The sequence below is a fragment of the Verrucosispora sp. SN26_14.1 genome (assembly GCF_004307965.1).
Classification (GTDB): Bacteria; Actinomycetota; Actinomycetes; order Mycobacteriales; family Micromonosporaceae; genus Micromonospora.
The window spans coordinates 1-16,037 of the sequence record NZ_SISL01000012.1 but is presented as its reverse complement, the minus strand read 5'-3'; the positions used below and the strand labels follow the sequence as shown (position 1 = coordinate 16,037).

Genomic DNA, 16,037 nt, shown 5'->3' with positions numbered 1-16,037 from the left:
CGATCAGGGCCGGTCGGAGGGAGGTAGGAAGATGGCTCTTCCACACAGGTCCGTACTCGTCGGCCTGGCCGCGCTGGCCATGGTCGCCACTGCCACGCCGGCCATGGCGGCCGAGCCGGTCGGCACGATCAGGAGTGCCGGCGGTGCCACCGCCGTCGAGGGCAGCTACATCGTCGTGTTCAAGGACGCCGAGGTGGGCCGCAACGCCGTCGGTTCGTCGGTGGACCGGCTGGTGCGCCGCCACGGCGGCAGCACGGCCCGCACCTGGACCGCAGCGGTACGCGGCGCGGAACTCCGGGTCAGCGCCAAGGCTGCGGCGCGGATCGCCGCCGACCCGGCGGTGGCGTACGTCGAGCAGAACCACACCGTCACGATCAGCGGCACCCAGACGAACCCCCCGTCCTGGGGCCTGGACCGGATCGACCAGCGGAACCTGCCGCTGAACAGCTCCTACACCTACCCGAACACCGCCTCGAACGTCACCTCGTACGTCATCGACACCGGCATCCGGACGACCCACTCCGACTTCGGCGGCCGGGCGACCTGGGGCACGAACACCGTCGACACCAACAACACCGACTGCAACGGCCACGGCACCCACGTCGCCGGTACGGTCGGCGGCACCGCGTACGGCGTCGCCAAGGCCACCCGACTGGTGGCCGTCAAGGTGCTGAACTGCCAGGGCAGCGGCACCAACGCCGGAGTCATCGCCGGCATCGACTGGGTCACCGCGAACGCGGTCAAGCCGGCCGTCGCCAACATGAGCCTGGGCGGCGGGGCGAACACCTCGGTCGACAACGCGGTGATCAACTCGATCAACGCCGGCATCACCTACGCGGTGGCCGCCGGTAACGGCAACGCGCTCGGCCAGCGGCAGAACGCCTGCAACTACTCGCCGGCCCGGGCCGCTCCGGCGATCACCGTCGGCGCCACCCAGAACAACGACGCCGCCGCGAGCTTCTCCAACTTCGGCACCTGCGTGGACATCCTCGCGCCGGGCGTGAGCATCACGTCGGCCTGGCACACCGGCGACACCGCGACCAACTCGATCAGCGGTACGTCGATGGCGTCCCCGCACGTGGCCGGCGTCGCCGCGCTCGTGCTGTCGGCCAACCCGTCGTGGACCCCGCAACAGGTCCGGGACTACCTGGTGGCCAACTCCACCCCGAACGTGATCACGAACGTGGGCACCGGCACCCCGAACCAGCTGCTCTACGTGGTCAACGGCGGCACCCCGCCGCCGACCAACGACTTCTCGGTCTCGGTGTCGCCGACCGCCGGCTCCACCGCGCCCGGTGGCTCGGTGACCACGAGTGTGTCCACCGCCACCACCAACGGGTCCGCGCAGTCGGTCAGCCTCTCGGCGAGCGGTCTGCCGTCCGGGGCGACCGCCTCGTTCAGCCCGGCCACCGTCACCTCCGGCGGGTCGTCGACGCTGACCGTCACCACCTCGGCCGGTACTCCCGCCGGCACGTACCCGGTGACGGTGACCGGCAGCGCCGCCTCCGGCAGCAGGACCGCGACGTTCTCGCTGACGGTGACCGGCAGCGGCAGCGGCGGCTGCACGGGCAGCAACGGGACCGACGTGGCGATCCCGGACGCCGGATCGGCGGTGACCAGCTCGATCACGATCGCGGGCTGCAACCGGAACGCCGCGTCGAACTCGACCGTCGCGGTGAACATCGTGCACACCTACCGTGGTGACCTGGTCGTCGACCTGCTCGCCCCGGACGGCTCGTCCTACCGCCTGAAGAACAGCAGCATCCTCGACGGCGCGGACAACGTGATCGCCACCTACACGGTGAACCTCTCCAGCGAGGCGGCGAACGGCACCTGGCGACTCCAGGTGCGGGACGTCTACAGCGGAGACACCGGCTACGTGAACACCTGGACGCTGACCCTCTGACGTCCGCGACGGCATCGGGCCCCCGGCATCAGGCCAGGGGCCCGGTGGTCGTTCGACGCCGTGGTCAGACCGCGAACGTGCGCGGACGCTCGGTGGCCGGAGCCGGCGGCCGGGCCTTCCACAACCCGGTCTTCTGCGCGAACAGCCGGCCGAGGTAGGCCGGGTTGAGTATCACGTAGCGACGCCAGAGCCGCTTCGGCTCCAGCCAGAGCCGCCAGAACCACTCCAGCCCGGCCCGCTGCATCCACGGCGGCGGCTGACGCAGCAGCCCGGCGTGATAGTCGAAGGCCGCGCCGACCGCCATCATCGGCATGTCCAGCAGCGGACGCATCGCGTACGTGAAGACCTCCTGGCGGGGGCAGCCGAGGCCGACCAGGACGAGCCGGGCGCCGCTGGCCCGGATCCGGTCGGCGATCTCGACGTCCTCGCCCGGCTGCACGGGGCGGAACTTCGACGCCTCCACCCCGGCGATCTTCAACGCCGGGAACATCCGCTCCAGCTCCGGGATCAGCCGGGCCAGCGTCTCGTCGGTCGAGCCGTACAGGTAGACCGGCAGGCCCTCGTCGGCGAAGCGGGAGAGCACGTGCAGGGTCAGCAGTGGCCCGTACACCCGGTCGGTGAGGCCGGCGCCGTGCAGCAGGTTGAGCGCCCAGCGCACCGGCTGGCCGTCCGGGGTCACCACGTCGAACGAGTTGAGTCGCGCGTTGTGCGGCGGGTCCAGTACGCCGGTCATCACGCCGTGCACGGCCAGCGCGGTCAACGCCATCGGGCGGCGTTCCTGCGCGGCGGCCACCACCCGCTCGGTCGCCTCGGCGTAGGTCGTGGCGTCGACGAGGACGCCGAGGACGTTCTTCTTGGTCATGCTCCGGGCACCCACTTGTCCACGTTGGCCTCGTAGATCTCACGCATGATCATGGGTACGTCGTAGACCTGCTTCCAGTCCGGGTAGTCGGCCTGGAACGCCTCGTTGGAGCCGATCCACCACTTGTGGTCGCCGACCCGGTTGGCCTCGACGTACTCCGAGATCATCTCTTGCCCGGTGATCCGCTCGGCCTCGGTGAACGCCTCCCGCATGGAGGTGTTCGAGTGCCGGCCGCCGCCGAGGTTGTACACCGCCGCCGAGCGCGGGTCGCGGAAGAACGCCTCGAACGCGGAGACCACGTCCGAGCTGTGGATCGCGTCCCGCACCTGCTTGCCCTGGTAGCCGTAGATCTTGTACGTCCGGCGCTCCAGGTTGCAGCGCATCACGTACGCCAGGAAGCCGTGCAGCTCGGTCGCCGAGTGGGCCGGGCCGGTCAGCGTCCCGCCCCGGAAGCAGGCGGTCCGCATGTCGAAGTAGCGGCCGTACTCCTGCACCATCACGTCCGCGGCGACCTTGGAGGCGCCGAAGATGGAGTGCAGGCAGGCGTCGATCGACATGTCCTCGCGGATGCCCTGCTCGTACGGGTGGCCCGGCTCGATCTCCCAGCGGGTCTCCTGCTCGACCAGCGGCAGGCTGTTCGGCCGGTCGCCGTAGACCTTGTTCGTGGAGCAGTGGATGACCGGTGCCTCCACGCAGTGCTCGCGGACGCTCTGCAGGACGTTCAGGGTGCCGGCGGCGTTCACGTCGAAGTCGGTGAACGGGTCGCGCACGGCCCAGTCGTGCGAGGGCTGCGCGGCCGTGTGGATCACCACGGCGACGTCCCGGCCGTACCGCTTGAACAGCGCGCCGAGCGCGCTGCGGTCGCGGATGTCGATGCTGTGGTGCGAATACCGCTCACCCAGCTCGTCGGTCAGCCGGCGGACGTTCCAGGCGGTGGACGCCTCCTCGCCGAAGAACTCCTGCCGCATGTCGTTGTCGATGCCGACGACGTCGAGACCGAGGCCGGCGAAGTGCCGGACCGCCTCGGAGCCGATCAGCCCGCCCGAACCGGTCACGAATGCGACACTCACATGCCACTCCTGGTGCGTCGGAGGCAGAAACCATCGGAGCATAGCGTGACGTTTCGTACGCCTCGATACGGAGCGAGGGCCCCGCGTCGCCGCGGAGCCCTCGTCTGTGGTGGGGAAGGGGGGAGTTGAACCCCCACGCCCTTTCGGGCACACGGACCTGAACCGTGCGCGTCTGCCATTCCGCCACTTCCCCGTGGCATGACTTCGGGCAGCGTAGCCCGTGCCAGCTCCACCGTCTCCGGCGGACCTCGGCAATGCTACGTGACCCTCGGTCGTGACCGCGAATGGCATTCGCTGCTTCCAGCGGTTACCGTTCGTGGCGGACGAAAGAGTAGCACGACGATTCGAGGCCGTCCGAACGGGCCGTGGCCTGCTGGCCGAGCGGCGTGTGAGCTGCGTGCGCTCTGGACGGATACCATCATGTCCTCGGGACCCGAGGAGGAGCCGGTGAGCGTGCTGCAACGCTTCGAGAAGCGTCTGGAAGGCCTGGTAGAGGGGGCCTTCGCCAAGGTCTTCAAGGGGGTCGTGCACCCCGTGGAGATCCTCAACGCCATGCAGCGGGAGGCCGAGGCGCACAAGGCCATCCTGGCCGGTGGGCGCACCTTGGTGCCGAACCGCTACGTGATCGATCTCTCGCCGTACGACCACAGTCGGCTGGCGCCGTACGCCGCCGCGCTGGCCCAGGAGTTGGCCCAGTCGCAGGCGGAGTTCATCGGCGAGCAGGCCTGGACGGTCTACGGCGACGTGATCGTCGAGATCGAGCGCGGTGAAGGGCTGGACACCGGCATGTTCCGGGTCACCGCCGAGGTCTACACCGGTGGCGAGGTCGCCCCGGTCTCGGCGCCCGGCGGCGGGTACGACGCCGGTCCGCCCGGCTACCCCTCGTACGACCAGGGTGGCGGCTACGGACCCCCGCAGGGGCACGGTGGTGGCCGCAACGTCCGGCTGGTCTCCGGTGACGGCCGCACCTACCCGCTCCAGATGGGCTCGACCGTGATCGGTCGGGGCGACCAGGCCAACCTGCGTCTGCCCGACGTCGGCATCTCCCGGCGACACGCCCGGCTGGACTTCGACGGCGGCCAGGTCGTGCTGACCGATCTCGGCTCGACCAACGGCACGATGGTCAACGGCCAGCGGGTCTCCGCCGTGGCGCTGAACCCCGGCGACATGATCCAGCTCGGTACGACCACCCTGACCTTCCGCGTGGACGGCTGACCCGCCTTGCCGGAACTCGTCATCACCGTCGCCCGGTTCGGATTCCTCGTCCTGCTGTGGATCTTCGTGTTCACGGTGGTCGGCGTCATCCGTCGGGACCTGTTCGCGGGGGCCCGCTCAGGTCGGCTCGTGGCCGCACCCCGAGCGGTCGGCGCGTCGACCGGTCAGGCGACGGCGAAGCCGGCGAAGGTCAAGCGGGGACGGGCGGCACACCAACTGGTGGTGACCGCGGGGCAACTGGCCGGCACCCGGATCACGTTGGGCGAGGCACAGATAACCATCGGTCGGGCCGAGGACTCCACCCTCGTCATCACCGACGACTACGCCTCCGCGCGACACGCCCGGCTCGTACCGCGTGACGGGCAGTGGTTCGTCGAGGATCTCGGCTCGACTAACGGGACGTACCTCGATCGCGCTAAGGTCACCGGACCGACCCCCGTCCCCCTCGGCGTGCCGATCCGGATCGGCCGCACCTCTCTCGAATTACGGCCATGACTCTGACCCTGCGCTATGCGGCCCACAGCGACCGCGGTCTGATCCGTGACGGTAACCAGGATTCCGTCTACGCCGGACCGCGGCTACTCGCCGTCGCCGACGGCATGGGCGGCATGGCCGCCGGTGACGTCGCCAGCAACATCGTCATCGGTGCCATGGCGCCGCTCGACGAGGACGTCCCCGGTGACGCCCTGGTCGACGCGTTGCGTTCCGCCGTGGGCACCGCCAACCAGCAGCTCCGCGACACCGTGGAAGCCAACCCACAGCTGGAGGGGATGGGCACCACGCTCACCGCGACCCTCTTCTCCGGCAGCAAGCTGGGCATGGTCCACATCGGTGACTCGCGGGCCTATCTCCTTCGTGACGGCGAGTTCGCGCAGATCACCAAGGACGACACCTACGTCCAGATGCTCGTCGACGAAGGCCGGATCAGCCCGGAGGAGGCGAGCAGCCACCCCCAGCGCTCGCTGCTCACCCGGGCCCTGGACGGCCGGGACATCGACCCCGAGTACTCCGTGCGCCAGGTGCTCACCGGTGACCGCTACCTGATCTGCTCCGACGGACTCTCCGGCGTGGTCAGTGCGGAGACCATCGGCGAGACCATGCGCGAGTACACCGACCCGCAGCAGTGTGTCGAGCGACTCGTTCAGCTCGCCCTGCGCGGCGGCGGTCCGGACAACATCACCGTGATCATCGCGGACGCCACCGACCGGGACATCGTCGAGGCGGCACCGATCGTCGGCGGCGCTGCCGCCCGCGACCGTGGCATGGCTACCTCGGCCGACGTCTCCACCCCGGCCGCCCGGGCCTCGGCGCTCTCCGCCCCCCGCCCGCCCGTGCCGGAGGAGCCCGCCGGCAACGGCGACGACGAGCCGGAGCCCCGTCGGCGACCGCTGCGCGCGCTGGCGATGACGACCGCCCTGGCGGTGATCCTCGCCGGCAGTCTCTACGGCGGGTACACCTACACCCAGCGGCAGTACTACGTCGGCGCCACGCAGGACGGTCAGGTGGCCGTGTTCCGTGGCATCCAGGGCCAGATCGCCGGGATGGACCTCTCCACGGTCCACTCCGAGAGCAGCGCCCAGCTCGACGATCTCACCCTCGCGGCACAGGAGCAGGTCAAGCAGGGCATCCCGGCCAAGAGCGAGCCGGACGCGGAACGCCGACTGGCCGAGTTGACGGTGGACAGCCCCACCAACGTCAACCTCAAGCCGATCTGCCCGCCCGCGACGCCCCCGCCCCCGACCCCCGACGCGGGCGAACCCTCGACGGCACCGGATGCGCCGAGCGGCTCACCGAGCCCGGTCCGCAGCGCGTCGGTCTCCGCCACGGGCGGCTCCGCGACCCCACCGGTGCGGCCGTCCGACAACGGGGCGGCGGCCCTGCCCACCGGTACGCCCGACGCCACGCCCGACACCTTCTCGCCCACCGTCGACCCGGCGGCCTGCCGGTCGCCCGAGTAGGCACCGGCACCCGAACCGAGGACGATCGTGACCGCAGCGGCCACTCCGGCAACCTCGCCCGCCAACGCGGGCGAGCGTTCCGGCGTACGCCAGGCCCGGTCCCGACGCAACGCCGAGCTGTCGCTGCTGTTGCTGGCGATGGCCCTGGTCGCGGCGTACGGGGCGATGGTCGAGGCGAACGTGCTCGACACGGTCACCCCGACCTTCTGGGTGCCGGCCGCCGCGCTCACGGCGGTGTTCCTCGGCCTGCACCTGGTGATCCGGTTCCTGGCGCCCTTCGCCGACCCGGCCCTGCTGCCGGCGGTGGCCCTGCTCAACGGGCTCGGGGTCGGCTTCCTGCACCGGCTGGACCTGGCCCGGTCGGCTCCCGAGGACCGGGTCGACATGGCCACCTTCGCCGGCACCGGCGGGCGGCAGTTGGCCTGGACGCTGGTCTCGGTGATCCTCGCCGCCGGGCTGCTGGCCCTGATGCGCGACCACCGTTCGATCTCCCGGTACGCGTACACGCTGGGCCTGGCCGGCATCGTGCTGGTCATGCTGCCGGCCGTGCTGCCGGCCAGCATCTCCGAGATCAACGGTGCCAAGCTCTGGGTACGCGTCGGCAGCTTCTCCATCCAGCCCGGCGAGTTCGCGAAGCTCGCCCTGCTGGTCTTCTTCGCCTACTACCTGGTCCGCAAGCGCGAGGTGCTCTCGCTGGCCAGCCACCGGTTCCTCGGCATCGACTTCCCGCGCGGCCGTGACCTCGGCCCGGTGCTCGTGGTCTGGGTGATCAGCCTGCTCGTCCTGATCTTCGAGAAGGATCTGGGCACCTCGCTGCTCTACTTCGGCATGTTCGTGGCGACGGTGTACATCGCCACCGAACGGGTCAGTTGGCTGCTCATCGGTCTGGTCCTCTTCTTCGGCGGCGCCTACCTCGCGTACGTGCTCGGGGAACTGGTCGGTGGACCGTTCGCGAACTTCTACGTCCGGGCCGAGATCTGGCTCGACCCGTTCGCCGAGCCGTACGACTCCGGCTACCAGTTGGTGCAGGGGCTGCTCGCGCTCGGCACCGGCGGGATGTTCGGCGCCGGACCGGGCGGCGGCCAGCCGCTGCTGCTGCCGGAGGTGCAGAACGACTTCATCTTCGCCGGCCTCGGCGAGGAGATCGGCCTGTTCGGTCTCTCCGCGCTGCTGGTGATCTATCTGCTGATCGTGGAGCGCGGCCTGCGGGCCGCCATCGCGGTCCGTGACTCCTTCGGCAAGCTGCTCGCCGGTGGCCTGGCCTTCACCCTCGCGCTCCAGGTCTTCGTGATCGTCGGCGGTATCAGCGGGCTGATCCCGCTCACCGGTCAGACCACTCCCTTCCTCTCCGCCGGTGGCTCCTCGCTGATGGCGAACTGGCTGCTCGTCGCGGTGCTGCTGCGGGTCTCCGACGCCGGGCGGCGCCCGGTGACCGGGGTCGGTGGCAAGGTGAACCGTCCGTCCGGCGGGCCGCCCGAGCAACTGCACGGTGCCCCCACGGAGGTGATCAAGCCGTGAACGCACCCCTGCGCCGGGTCGGCGTCGTCGTCATCGTCCTGTTCGCCCTGCTCTTCGCGAACCTGAACTGGATCCAGGCGTACAAGGCCGACGAGTACCGCACCAGCGACTACAACGGCCGGGTCCAGGTCGCCGAGTACGAGCGCCGTCGCGGCAACATCGAGGCGGGCGGCACCGCACTGGCGGTCAGCAAGGAGACCGAGGGCGAGCTGAGGTTCCTGCGGACCTATCCGGGCGGGGCGAAGTACGCCCACGTGCTCGGCTACAAGCCGGTCAACCTCGGCGACACCGGGATCGAGCGCTCCGAGAACGACTTCCTCGCCGGCACCAGCGACCAGCTCATTGCCAACCGGATCAAGGACATGTTCACCGGCGACCGCACCGCCGGCGGAAACGTGCTGCTCACCCTCTCCAAGGGGGCCCAGGACGTCGCGTACGACCAGTTGCGCAACAACAACCGGGGGGTGAAGAAGGGCGCGGCGATCGCCATCGACCCGAAGACCGGGGCGGTGCAGGCACTGGTCTCCATGCCCAGCTTCGACCCGAACCCGCTGGCCAGCCACAACACCAGCGAGGCGACCAAGGCGTACAACGAGCTGGAGCAGGACCCGCAGCGTCCGCTGCGCAACCGCGCGCTGGCCGAGGTGCTGCCGCCGGGCTCCACGTTCAAGATGGTGGTGGCCGCCGCCGCGCTGGAGAACGGGATCGGCAAGGACACGAACATCCCGGCCGGCCCCAGCTACACCCCGCCCACCTCCGGCGAGGCGATCACCAACGCGGTGCCGTCGATCTGCCCGCAGTCGCAGGTCACGCTGATGAAGGCGGTCACCGACTCCTGCAACACCGGCTTCGCCAAGCTCGGTGTGCAGCTCGGCCCGGACGTGATCAAGGAGAAGGCCCGGCAGTTCGGCTTCGAGCAGGAGGACCTGACCGTCGGCCGGCTCGGCGAGGGCGGCCAGTCGGTGGCGGCCAGCCGTACCGGCGACATGCTGAACCCCGACGGCGGGGCCGACCCGGCGGCGCTGGCCCAGTCCTCCATCGGGCAGCGCGACGTGCGGATGAGCCCCCTGGAGGGGGCGTTGATCGCCGCGGCGGTCGCCAACCAGGGCAGCCAGATGCGGCCCTACCTGGTACGCCAGCTCCTCGGGCCGGACCGCACCACCGTCTACGACCCCGCCCAGCCGCGTGAACTGCGCCGGCCGGTCAGCCGTGAGGTCGCCGCCGACCTGCGGGACATGATGGTCAGCGTGGTCGAGAACGGCACCGCCCGCTCGGCACAGATCAACGGCTACACCGTGGGCGGCAAGACGGGCACCGCCCAGTCGGCGCCGGACCGGCCCGACCACGGCTGGTTCATCGGTTTCGCCATCGACTCCAACGGGGAACCGGTCTCGGCGGTCTGCGTGCTGCTCGAAGAGGCCGGCAGCGGCGGCAGCGCAGAGGCGGCCCGGATCTCCGGGCAGATCATGCGCGCCGTCATCGCCGACCGTGGGGGGCGTTGACATGCTCAGTCCGGGAGTTCAGCTCGGTAACCGTTACCGTCTCGACGAGCGCATCGCCAGCGGCGGCATGGGCGACGTCTGGCGCGGCCTGGACCAGGTGCTCGGCCGTACGGTCGCAGTGAAGAGCCTGCTCCCGGCGTTGATGGACGAGCCCGGTTTCGCCGAGCGGTTCCGTGGCGAGGCTCGCACCATGGCGACGATCAACCATCCGGGTGTGGTCGACGTCTACGACTTCGGCAACGACCAGCAGATCGCCTTCCTGGTCATGGAGTACGTGGAGGGCGACCCGCTCTCCGCCACGCTGAGCCGGGTCGGTCGACTCACCCCGGCCCGGACGATGGCGTTGGTGGCGCAGGCCGCCGACGCGCTGCACGCGGCCCACCTCAAGGGGATCGTGCACCGGGACGTGAAGCCCGGCAACCTGCTGGTCCGGCCGAACGGCACGCTGGTGCTGACCGACTTCGGCATCGCCCGCTCGGAACTCGTCGGCCAGCTCACCGCCGCCGGTTCGGTGCTCGGCACCGCCTCGTACATCTCGCCCGAGCAGGCCACCGGTCAGGTCGCCACCCCCGCCTCGGACGTGTACGCCCTCGGCGTCGTCGCCTACCAGTGTCTCGCCGGACGCCGTCCCTTCGAGGGCGACAACCCGCTCGACATCGCCATGCGACACGTGCGGGAGACCCCGCGACAGTTGCCGTCCGACATCCCGCCGCAGGTCTGCGCCCTGGTGGAGCGGGCCATGGCGAAGGACCCGAAGGACCGCTGGCAGAGCGCCGCCGCGCTGGCCGGGGTGGCCCGGCAGCTCAAGACGGCACTGTCCCAGCAGGCGCGGGCGGGTGGGCAGAAGGCAAACCCGATCTCGGCCGCTCCCGCCTCACCGGCTCCGGGGCGCGCCCAGGTGCCGACGCCGCAGCCGCCGCGTCCTCCGGCGGCACCGCACTCGACACCTCCCGGCCGCCCACCGGCTGTGAACCACCGGCCGCCGATGGCGGCCCGTCCCCCGGCGGCGCAACCGCTCCGTCCCACGACCGTCGCTCCGGCCGTCCCGGCGATGCCGGCTGGCCGACCGATGCCACCACCCAACAACTATCAGCGTGCCGCCGCCACCCCGCCGCCCGGCTACCAGCTCCGACCCGCTCCACCACAGCAGGCGCCCGGACGGTCGCGTTCCGGAGTGCTGTTCCTGGCGGTGATGCTGGGCGTGCTGGTCCTGCTCTGTTCCGGCGTGATTTCCTACAAGGTGCGACTGAAGAACAGCGCCGACCTGCCGGTCGGGGTCTCTGTGCAAACGGTGTCGTCCGTCGTGCGTGGGTTCGACGGGCGAGACGATCCGGCCGGTACGGCGTACCGTCGACTGGATCAGCCCCGTGGAGGCAGCCACGAGACGACGACGAGCGAAGGACGACGGACGCGATGACAGCGCAGGCCCGCCTGCTCGGTGGCAGGTACCAGGTCGGCGAGCTGCTCGGTTATGGCGGCATGGCCGAGGTGCATCGTGGTCGCGACCTGAGGCTCGGCCGGGACGTGGCGATCAAGATGCTCCGGACCGACCTGGCCCGGGACGCCACCTTCCAGATGCGGTTCCGTCGGGAGGCGCAGAACGCCGCCTCGCTCAACCACCCGGCCATCGTCGCGGTCTACGACACGGGTGAGGAACAGGCGCCGACCGGCGAGACCCTTCCGTTCATCGTGATGGAGTTCGTCAACGGGCGCACCCTCAAGGAGGTGCTCGGCGCCGAGGGCCGGCTACAGCCCCGGCGGGCGCTGGAGATCTCCGCCGACATCTGTGCGGCGCTGGACTTCAGCCACCGGCACGGCATCATCCACCGCGACATCAAGCCCGGCAACGTGATGCTCACCCAGACCGGCCAGGTCAAGGTGATGGACTTCGGCATCGCCCGGGCTCTGGCCAGCGGTGCCACCACGATGACGCAGACCAGCGCGGTCATCGGCACCGCGCAGTACCTCTCCCCGGAGCAGGCGCGCGGCGAGGCCGTGGACGCCCGCTCCGACGTGTACGCGGCCGGCTGCGTCCTCTTCGAGCTGGTCTGCGGCCACCCGCCGTTCGTCGGCGACAGTCCGGTCAGCGTCGCGTACCAACACGTCCGGGAGACCCCGCCGACGCCGAGCGACCTGAACCCGGACGTCAACCCGGCGGTCGACGCGATCGTGCTCAAGGCGCTCTCCAAGAACCCGCTCAACCGTTACCAGAGCGCCGGCGAGATGCGTGCCGACATGCTTCGGGCGGCGGCCGGTCGTCCCGTGATGGCGACGCCGGTGATGCGCGAGGACGAGACCGTCGCCATGGCCCCGTCCTCGGGCTACTCGTCGGGTGGGGCAGGTGGTGCCACCCAGACGCGGCAGATCCCCGCCCGGGTCGGCGATCCGCGCCAGCGGCGCGCCTCGTCCTGGCTGATCGCCATGTTCGCCGCGCTCGGCGTGCTCGCGGTGATCGCGCTGGTCGCCGCGCTGCTGCTGAACCAGCGTGATGACGAGGACACTCCGGTGCCCACCCTCACCGGACTCACGCAGCAGGACGCATTCGCCCAGATCGAGCAGAACGGCCTCACCGCGGCGCTCGGCGACCCCGTCCTCTCCTCGGACTGCAAGAAGGGCGCCGTGGTCAGCCAGACCCCGGCCGCCGGCGAGCGAGTGCAGCCGAACAGCACGGTGACCGTGCAGATCTGCGACGGGAAGCCCGTGGTGACCATCCCGGCCGTGGTCGGTGGCACCCAGGAGTTCGCCGAGCAGCAGCTCAAGGAACTGAAGCTCGACGTGGACGTCAAGGAGGACAACAACGCCGCGCCCGAGGGCCAGGTGTTGGCGATCGATCCGGGCGTGGGCGAGCGGGTGGAGGAGGGGAGCAAGGTCACTCTCACCGTCTCCAAGGGCAACGTGGTCCGGGTGCCGGACGTCGCGAACCTCACCGAGGACGAGGCGCGCAAGAGGCTGCGGGACGCGGGCTTCGAGGTCCGGGTCGAGCTCGGTCGTGAGGTGCCTGCGGACCAGGCCGGACGGGTGCTCGACCAGAACCCGAACGCCAACACCCAGCGCACCAAGGGCAGCAGGGTGACGATCACGATCTCCGTCGAGGAGGAGGTGGAGGACCCGGACCCGCCGACGCCGACGCCGCCGACCGGGTCTCCGAGCACCCCGCCCCCCGACGAGGACGACGGTGGTGGCGGCAGCGGTAACGGTGGCGGCAGCGGTGGTGGCGGTCAGGTCATGCCGAGTCCGGGCTTCCCGCCGTTCCGGTTCCCCGGCGAGTGACCGACCCGGCCCCGGCCGGTGTCCCGGTGCGGTGGCGACGCCGCGTGATCCGGGTCGCCGTGCTCCTCGCGGTCGCGCTGCTGCTGGTGAGCGTGCCGTGGTTCTGGACGACGGCGTCCGCGCGCGGACACGTCCACACCGAGGCCGACGCGCCGAGCGTCGACGTGGTGATCGTCCTGGGCACGGCGGTGACCGAGAACGGGCAGCGACCCGGCATCCGGCTCGCCGGACGCCTGGAGACCGCCGCCGAGCTGGTACACAGCGGGCGGGCCCGGGTGGTGCTGGTGTCGGGTGACGGTGGCGGGACGTCCGGGGACGAGCCGGCGGCGATGGCCGCGCACCTGACCGGGCCGCTCGGTGTCGACCCGCAGCGCGTCGTCACGGATCCGCACGGCCTGGACACGTACGACACCTGCCTGCGGGCACGGGACGTCTACGGAATCGAGCGGGCCCTGATCGTCACGCAGTCCTACCACCTGGACCGGGCCGTGACGCTCTGCCGACATCTCGGCATCGACACCGACGGGGTCACCGCCCGCTGCACCGGCTGCGGATCGAGCCTGCTGGCGCAGAAGGCGGCCCGTGACTACCTGGCCAGCGGCAAGGCGGTCCTGGACGCGGTTCGCCACCGACCGCCTGCGGTCAGCTCGCCCGCCGACCCGAGCGTCACGGACGCGCTGCGTCGATGACCGCTCCGGTGATCCGACGGGCGGGTGGCCGCTTCGGCCGATCCGGGCGCTGGGCCACCCGGCACGGCGGAGGCCGCCGGTCGGTGACCGCTTCGCTGTACCGGTGACGGACCGGCGTCAGGCGGCGGCTCGGCGTCAGGTGGTGGCGAAGGCGGCGCGGCGGCGGGTGTCGACCTCGGCGGCCAGCGCGGGGGCACGGTCCAGCGCCTCCCGGTAGCCGCAGCCGGCCAGCCAGTTCGCCAGCATCAGGTGGCCGCCCTCGGTGAGCACCGACTCCGGGTGGAACTGCACACCCTCGACGGGCAGCGTCCGGTGCCGCATCGCCATCACCACGCCGGACTCCGTCCGGCCGGTGACCTCCAGCTCCTCCGGCAGCGTCTCGGGCAGGACGGCGAGCGAGTGGTAGCGGGTCGCCGTGAACGGGTCGGGCAGACCGGCGAGTACGCCGACCGAGTCGTGGCGTACCTCCGAGGTCTTGCCGTGCAGCAGTTCGGGTGCGCGGGCGACGGTGGCGCCGTACGCCTCGCCGATCGCCTGGTGACCGAGGCAGACGCCGAAGATCGGAATCTCGCCCGCGTACCGGCGGATCACGGCGAGGCAGATGCCGGCCCGGTCGGGGCTGCCCGGTCCCGGTGAGAGCAGGATGCCGTCGGCACCGACCCGTCCCACCTCCGCCACGTCCATCTCGTCGTTGCGCCGTACCTCGCACTCGACGCCGAGCTGGCCGAGATACTGCACCAGGTTGAAGACGAACGAGTCGTAGTTGTCGATCACCAGGACGCGCATCGGCCTCACTCGTCTTCGTCCGGCGGCGGGGTGTTGTTCCGGTCGGTGTCGTACGGCAGGTCGTGCTCGTCGCCCGGCGGGGCGTCGGAGGGGTCCCCACCGGGCACCACGTCACCGCCGGGTACCCCGGGACCGTCGTCCTGCTGGGTCACCTGGACGTCCTCTCCGGTGAACGGGAGGTGTGGCCCGGCCCAGGGGAACACCACGTACCAGAGCAGCGCCACCGCGGTGGTGGCGAGCAGCAGACTGCCGACGAGTTTGCCGGGCACCCCGAAGGGCAGCTTGCGCCAGATCCAGGCGTACATGGTCAGGCTCCCAGCTCCGCCGGGCGCCCCTCGGCCTTCGGCTGCGTACGGGTCAACTCGGCGTGGACGATCAACCGCTCGTAGTTGTCGAACTTGGGGTTGCAGGTGGTCAGCGTCAGCATCCGTTTGGACGGCCGGACCCCCGGCCGCCCCGGCACGGGCGCGACCACCTCCACCTGGGACGGCTTCACGATGTGGTTCTCGGTGACCTGGTAGACGTACCAGTCGTCGCGGCCCTCGACCACGATGGCGTCACCGTCGCGCAGCTCGTCCAGTCGCCAGAAGGTGGCCCGGTTGCGGTGCCCGGCCACGGAGAAGTTGCCGACCTGACCGGGCAGGGCGCTGTCCGGGTAGTGGCCCGGCGCGTACCGGATGTCCTCCTGGCGGACACCCTCGACGACGATCCACTCCTTCTCGAACTTCGGAATGTAGAGCCCGGCGATCGGCTTGCCGTTGACCGGCGGTTTCGGGGACGCGGACGCCGAGGCGCTGGCCGAGGGAGCCACCGTCGGGTCGCCCTCGGGCCCCCACGCCTGCGCGAGCTGCTGGCTCAGCTCGCCCTGGTGCGCGTCGACGATCGCCGACTTGCCCCAGATCTCGTATCCGGCGAAGAGGAGCACCACCAGGCCGAACGTGATCAGCAGTTCGCCGCTGAAGCGCAGACTGGTGCGGACCCGGGACCACGCGGACGGCCGGGTCAGCTCGGAGTAGACGCTCTTGTAGCCCTCGTCGGTCTGGTGCGGCCGGAGCTGCACCACCCGGTCGCCGCGTCGCGGCTTGGGTGCCTCGGCCCCCTTGTCGGCACCGTCAGCCGGGTCGTCGGTCTTCGGCGGCCGGGGTACGGCTCCCATCAGGGCGGTGGAGTCCATCGCGGGCGGGGTGCTCGGCCGGGTGCCGGTGATCGCCGGGATGAGGGCGGTGGCGCCCGGGTCGGCCGGTCGCCCGCCGTCCGGGCG

14 protein-coding genes and 1 tRNA gene are annotated in these 16,037 nt (G+C 70.9%); 9 read left to right on the top strand and 6 right to left on the bottom strand.

Annotated features, from left to right (window positions below; genetic code table 11):
• Positions 1-31 precede the first annotated feature (31 nt).
• Positions 32-1,906 carry a S8 family serine peptidase gene (locus EYA84_RS02655; RefSeq protein ID WP_131051384.1) on the top strand — a complete coding sequence of 625 codons (1,875 nt, stop codon included), beginning with the start codon at positions 32-34 and terminating at the stop codon, positions 1,904-1,906.
• Positions 1,907-1,970: 64 nt separating this feature from the next.
• Here EYA84_RS02655 and EYA84_RS02650 read toward each other — a convergent pair whose 3' ends face one another.
• From EYA84_RS02650 to EYA84_RS02640, 3 genes are all read right to left on the bottom strand, one after another.
• On the bottom strand, positions 1,971-2,768 hold the full coding sequence (locus tag EYA84_RS02650) for a WecB/TagA/CpsF family glycosyltransferase (protein ID WP_131051383.1): 798 nt from the start codon (positions 2,766-2,768) through the stop codon (positions 1,971-1,973).
• Complete coding sequence (locus EYA84_RS02645; RefSeq protein WP_176092219.1) at positions 2,765-3,880, bottom strand: NAD-dependent epimerase/dehydratase family protein; 1,116 nt, start codon at positions 3,878-3,880, stop codon at positions 2,765-2,767. Before EYA84_RS02645 ends, EYA84_RS02650 begins: the two co-directional genes overlap by 4 nt.
• 65 nt (positions 3,881-3,945) lie before the next feature.
• Positions 3,946-4,031 (bottom strand) — tRNA-Leu (locus EYA84_RS02640).
• A 227-nt stretch (positions 4,032-4,258) separates the two neighbouring features.
• Between EYA84_RS02640 and EYA84_RS02635 the strand changes: the two genes are divergently transcribed.
• The 8 genes from EYA84_RS02635 to EYA84_RS02600 are packed head-to-tail and all read left to right on the top strand — an operon-like array spanning position 4,259 to position 13,990.
• The gene (locus EYA84_RS02635; RefSeq protein WP_131051381.1) at positions 4,259-5,053 is read left to right on the top strand and encodes a DUF3662 and FHA domain-containing protein; all 795 of its coding nucleotides are present in this window, start codon (positions 4,259-4,261) and stop codon (positions 5,051-5,053) included.
• A gap of 6 nt (positions 5,054-5,059) precedes the next feature.
• Positions 5,060-5,548, top strand: a complete 489-nt coding sequence (locus EYA84_RS02630; RefSeq protein WP_111242783.1) for an FHA domain-containing protein — start codon at positions 5,060-5,062, stop codon at positions 5,546-5,548.
• The gene (locus EYA84_RS02625) at positions 5,545-7,011 is read left to right on the top strand and encodes a PP2C family serine/threonine-protein phosphatase (RefSeq protein ID WP_131051380.1); all 1,467 of its coding nucleotides are present in this window, start codon (positions 5,545-5,547) and stop codon (positions 7,009-7,011) included. Before EYA84_RS02630 ends, EYA84_RS02625 begins: the two co-directional genes overlap by 4 nt.
• A gap of 27 nt (positions 7,012-7,038) precedes the next feature.
• The gene (locus EYA84_RS02620) at positions 7,039-8,529 is read left to right on the top strand and encodes an FtsW/RodA/SpoVE family cell cycle protein (protein ID WP_131051379.1); all 1,491 of its coding nucleotides are present in this window, start codon (positions 7,039-7,041) and stop codon (positions 8,527-8,529) included.
• Positions 8,526-10,031 carry a penicillin-binding protein 2 gene (locus EYA84_RS02615; protein WP_131051378.1) on the top strand — a complete coding sequence of 502 codons (1,506 nt, stop codon included), beginning with the start codon at positions 8,526-8,528 and terminating at the stop codon, positions 10,029-10,031. Before EYA84_RS02620 ends, EYA84_RS02615 begins: the two co-directional genes overlap by 4 nt.
• Position 10,032: 1 nt before the next feature.
• A complete protein-coding gene (locus EYA84_RS02610; protein ID WP_131051377.1) occupies positions 10,033-11,448 on the top strand; it encodes a serine/threonine-protein kinase in 1,416 nt (471 codons plus the stop codon).
• Positions 11,445-13,301, top strand: coding sequence for a Stk1 family PASTA domain-containing Ser/Thr kinase (gene pknB, locus EYA84_RS02605; protein ID WP_131051376.1), 1,857 nt, complete (start codon positions 11,445-11,447; stop codon positions 13,299-13,301). The genes EYA84_RS02610 and pknB overlap by 4 nt, the downstream gene beginning before the upstream one ends.
• Positions 13,298-13,990, top strand: coding sequence for a vancomycin high temperature exclusion protein (locus EYA84_RS02600; RefSeq protein ID WP_131051375.1), 693 nt, complete (start codon positions 13,298-13,300; stop codon positions 13,988-13,990). Before pknB ends, EYA84_RS02600 begins: the two co-directional genes overlap by 4 nt.
• Before the next feature lie 135 nt (positions 13,991-14,125).
• On the opposite strand, the gene EYA84_RS02595 is transcribed toward EYA84_RS02600, so the two are convergent.
• The 3 genes from EYA84_RS02595 to EYA84_RS02585 all read right to left on the bottom strand — a co-directional run.
• Positions 14,126-14,776 carry an aminodeoxychorismate/anthranilate synthase component II gene (locus EYA84_RS02595; RefSeq protein WP_131051374.1) on the bottom strand — a complete coding sequence of 217 codons (651 nt, stop codon included), beginning with the start codon at positions 14,774-14,776 and terminating at the stop codon, positions 14,126-14,128.
• A 5-nt stretch (positions 14,777-14,781) separates the two neighbouring features.
• A complete protein-coding gene (locus EYA84_RS02590) occupies positions 14,782-15,081 on the bottom strand; it encodes a hypothetical protein (RefSeq protein WP_131051373.1) in 300 nt (99 codons plus the stop codon).
• 2 nt (positions 15,082-15,083) lie between these two features.
• Positions 15,084-16,037: class E sortase (locus tag EYA84_RS02585; protein WP_236145566.1), on the bottom strand; the 954-nt coding region annotated here is incomplete at its 5' end.

What these genes read in the sequence shown, in the direction of transcription:
- EYA84_RS02655 (WP_131051384.1), top strand. Translation starts at nt 32, where the DNA reads ATGGCTCTTCCACACAGGTCCGTACTCGTCGGCCTGGCCGCGCTGGCC.
- EYA84_RS02650 (WP_131051383.1), bottom strand. Translation starts at nt 2,768, where the DNA reads ATGACCAAGAAGAACGTCCTCGGCGTCCTCGTCGACGCCACGACCTAC.
- EYA84_RS02645 (WP_176092219.1), bottom strand. Translation starts at nt 3,880, where the DNA reads ATGCTCCGATGGTTTCTGCCTCCGACGCACCAGGAGTGGCATGTGAGT.
- EYA84_RS02635 (WP_131051381.1), top strand. Translation starts at nt 4,259, where the DNA reads ATGTCCTCGGGACCCGAGGAGGAGCCGGTGAGCGTGCTGCAACGCTTC.
- EYA84_RS02625 (WP_131051380.1), top strand. Translation starts at nt 5,545, where the DNA reads ATGACTCTGACCCTGCGCTATGCGGCCCACAGCGACCGCGGTCTGATC.
- EYA84_RS02610 (WP_131051377.1), top strand. Translation starts at nt 10,033, where the DNA reads ATGCTCAGTCCGGGAGTTCAGCTCGGTAACCGTTACCGTCTCGACGAG.
- pknB (WP_131051376.1), top strand. Translation starts at nt 11,445, where the DNA reads ATGACAGCGCAGGCCCGCCTGCTCGGTGGCAGGTACCAGGTCGGCGAG.
- EYA84_RS02595 (WP_131051374.1), bottom strand. Translation starts at nt 14,776, where the DNA reads ATGCGCGTCCTGGTGATCGACAACTACGACTCGTTCGTCTTCAACCTG.
- EYA84_RS02590 (WP_131051373.1), bottom strand. Translation starts at nt 15,081, where the DNA reads ATGTACGCCTGGATCTGGCGCAAGCTGCCCTTCGGGGTGCCCGGCAAA.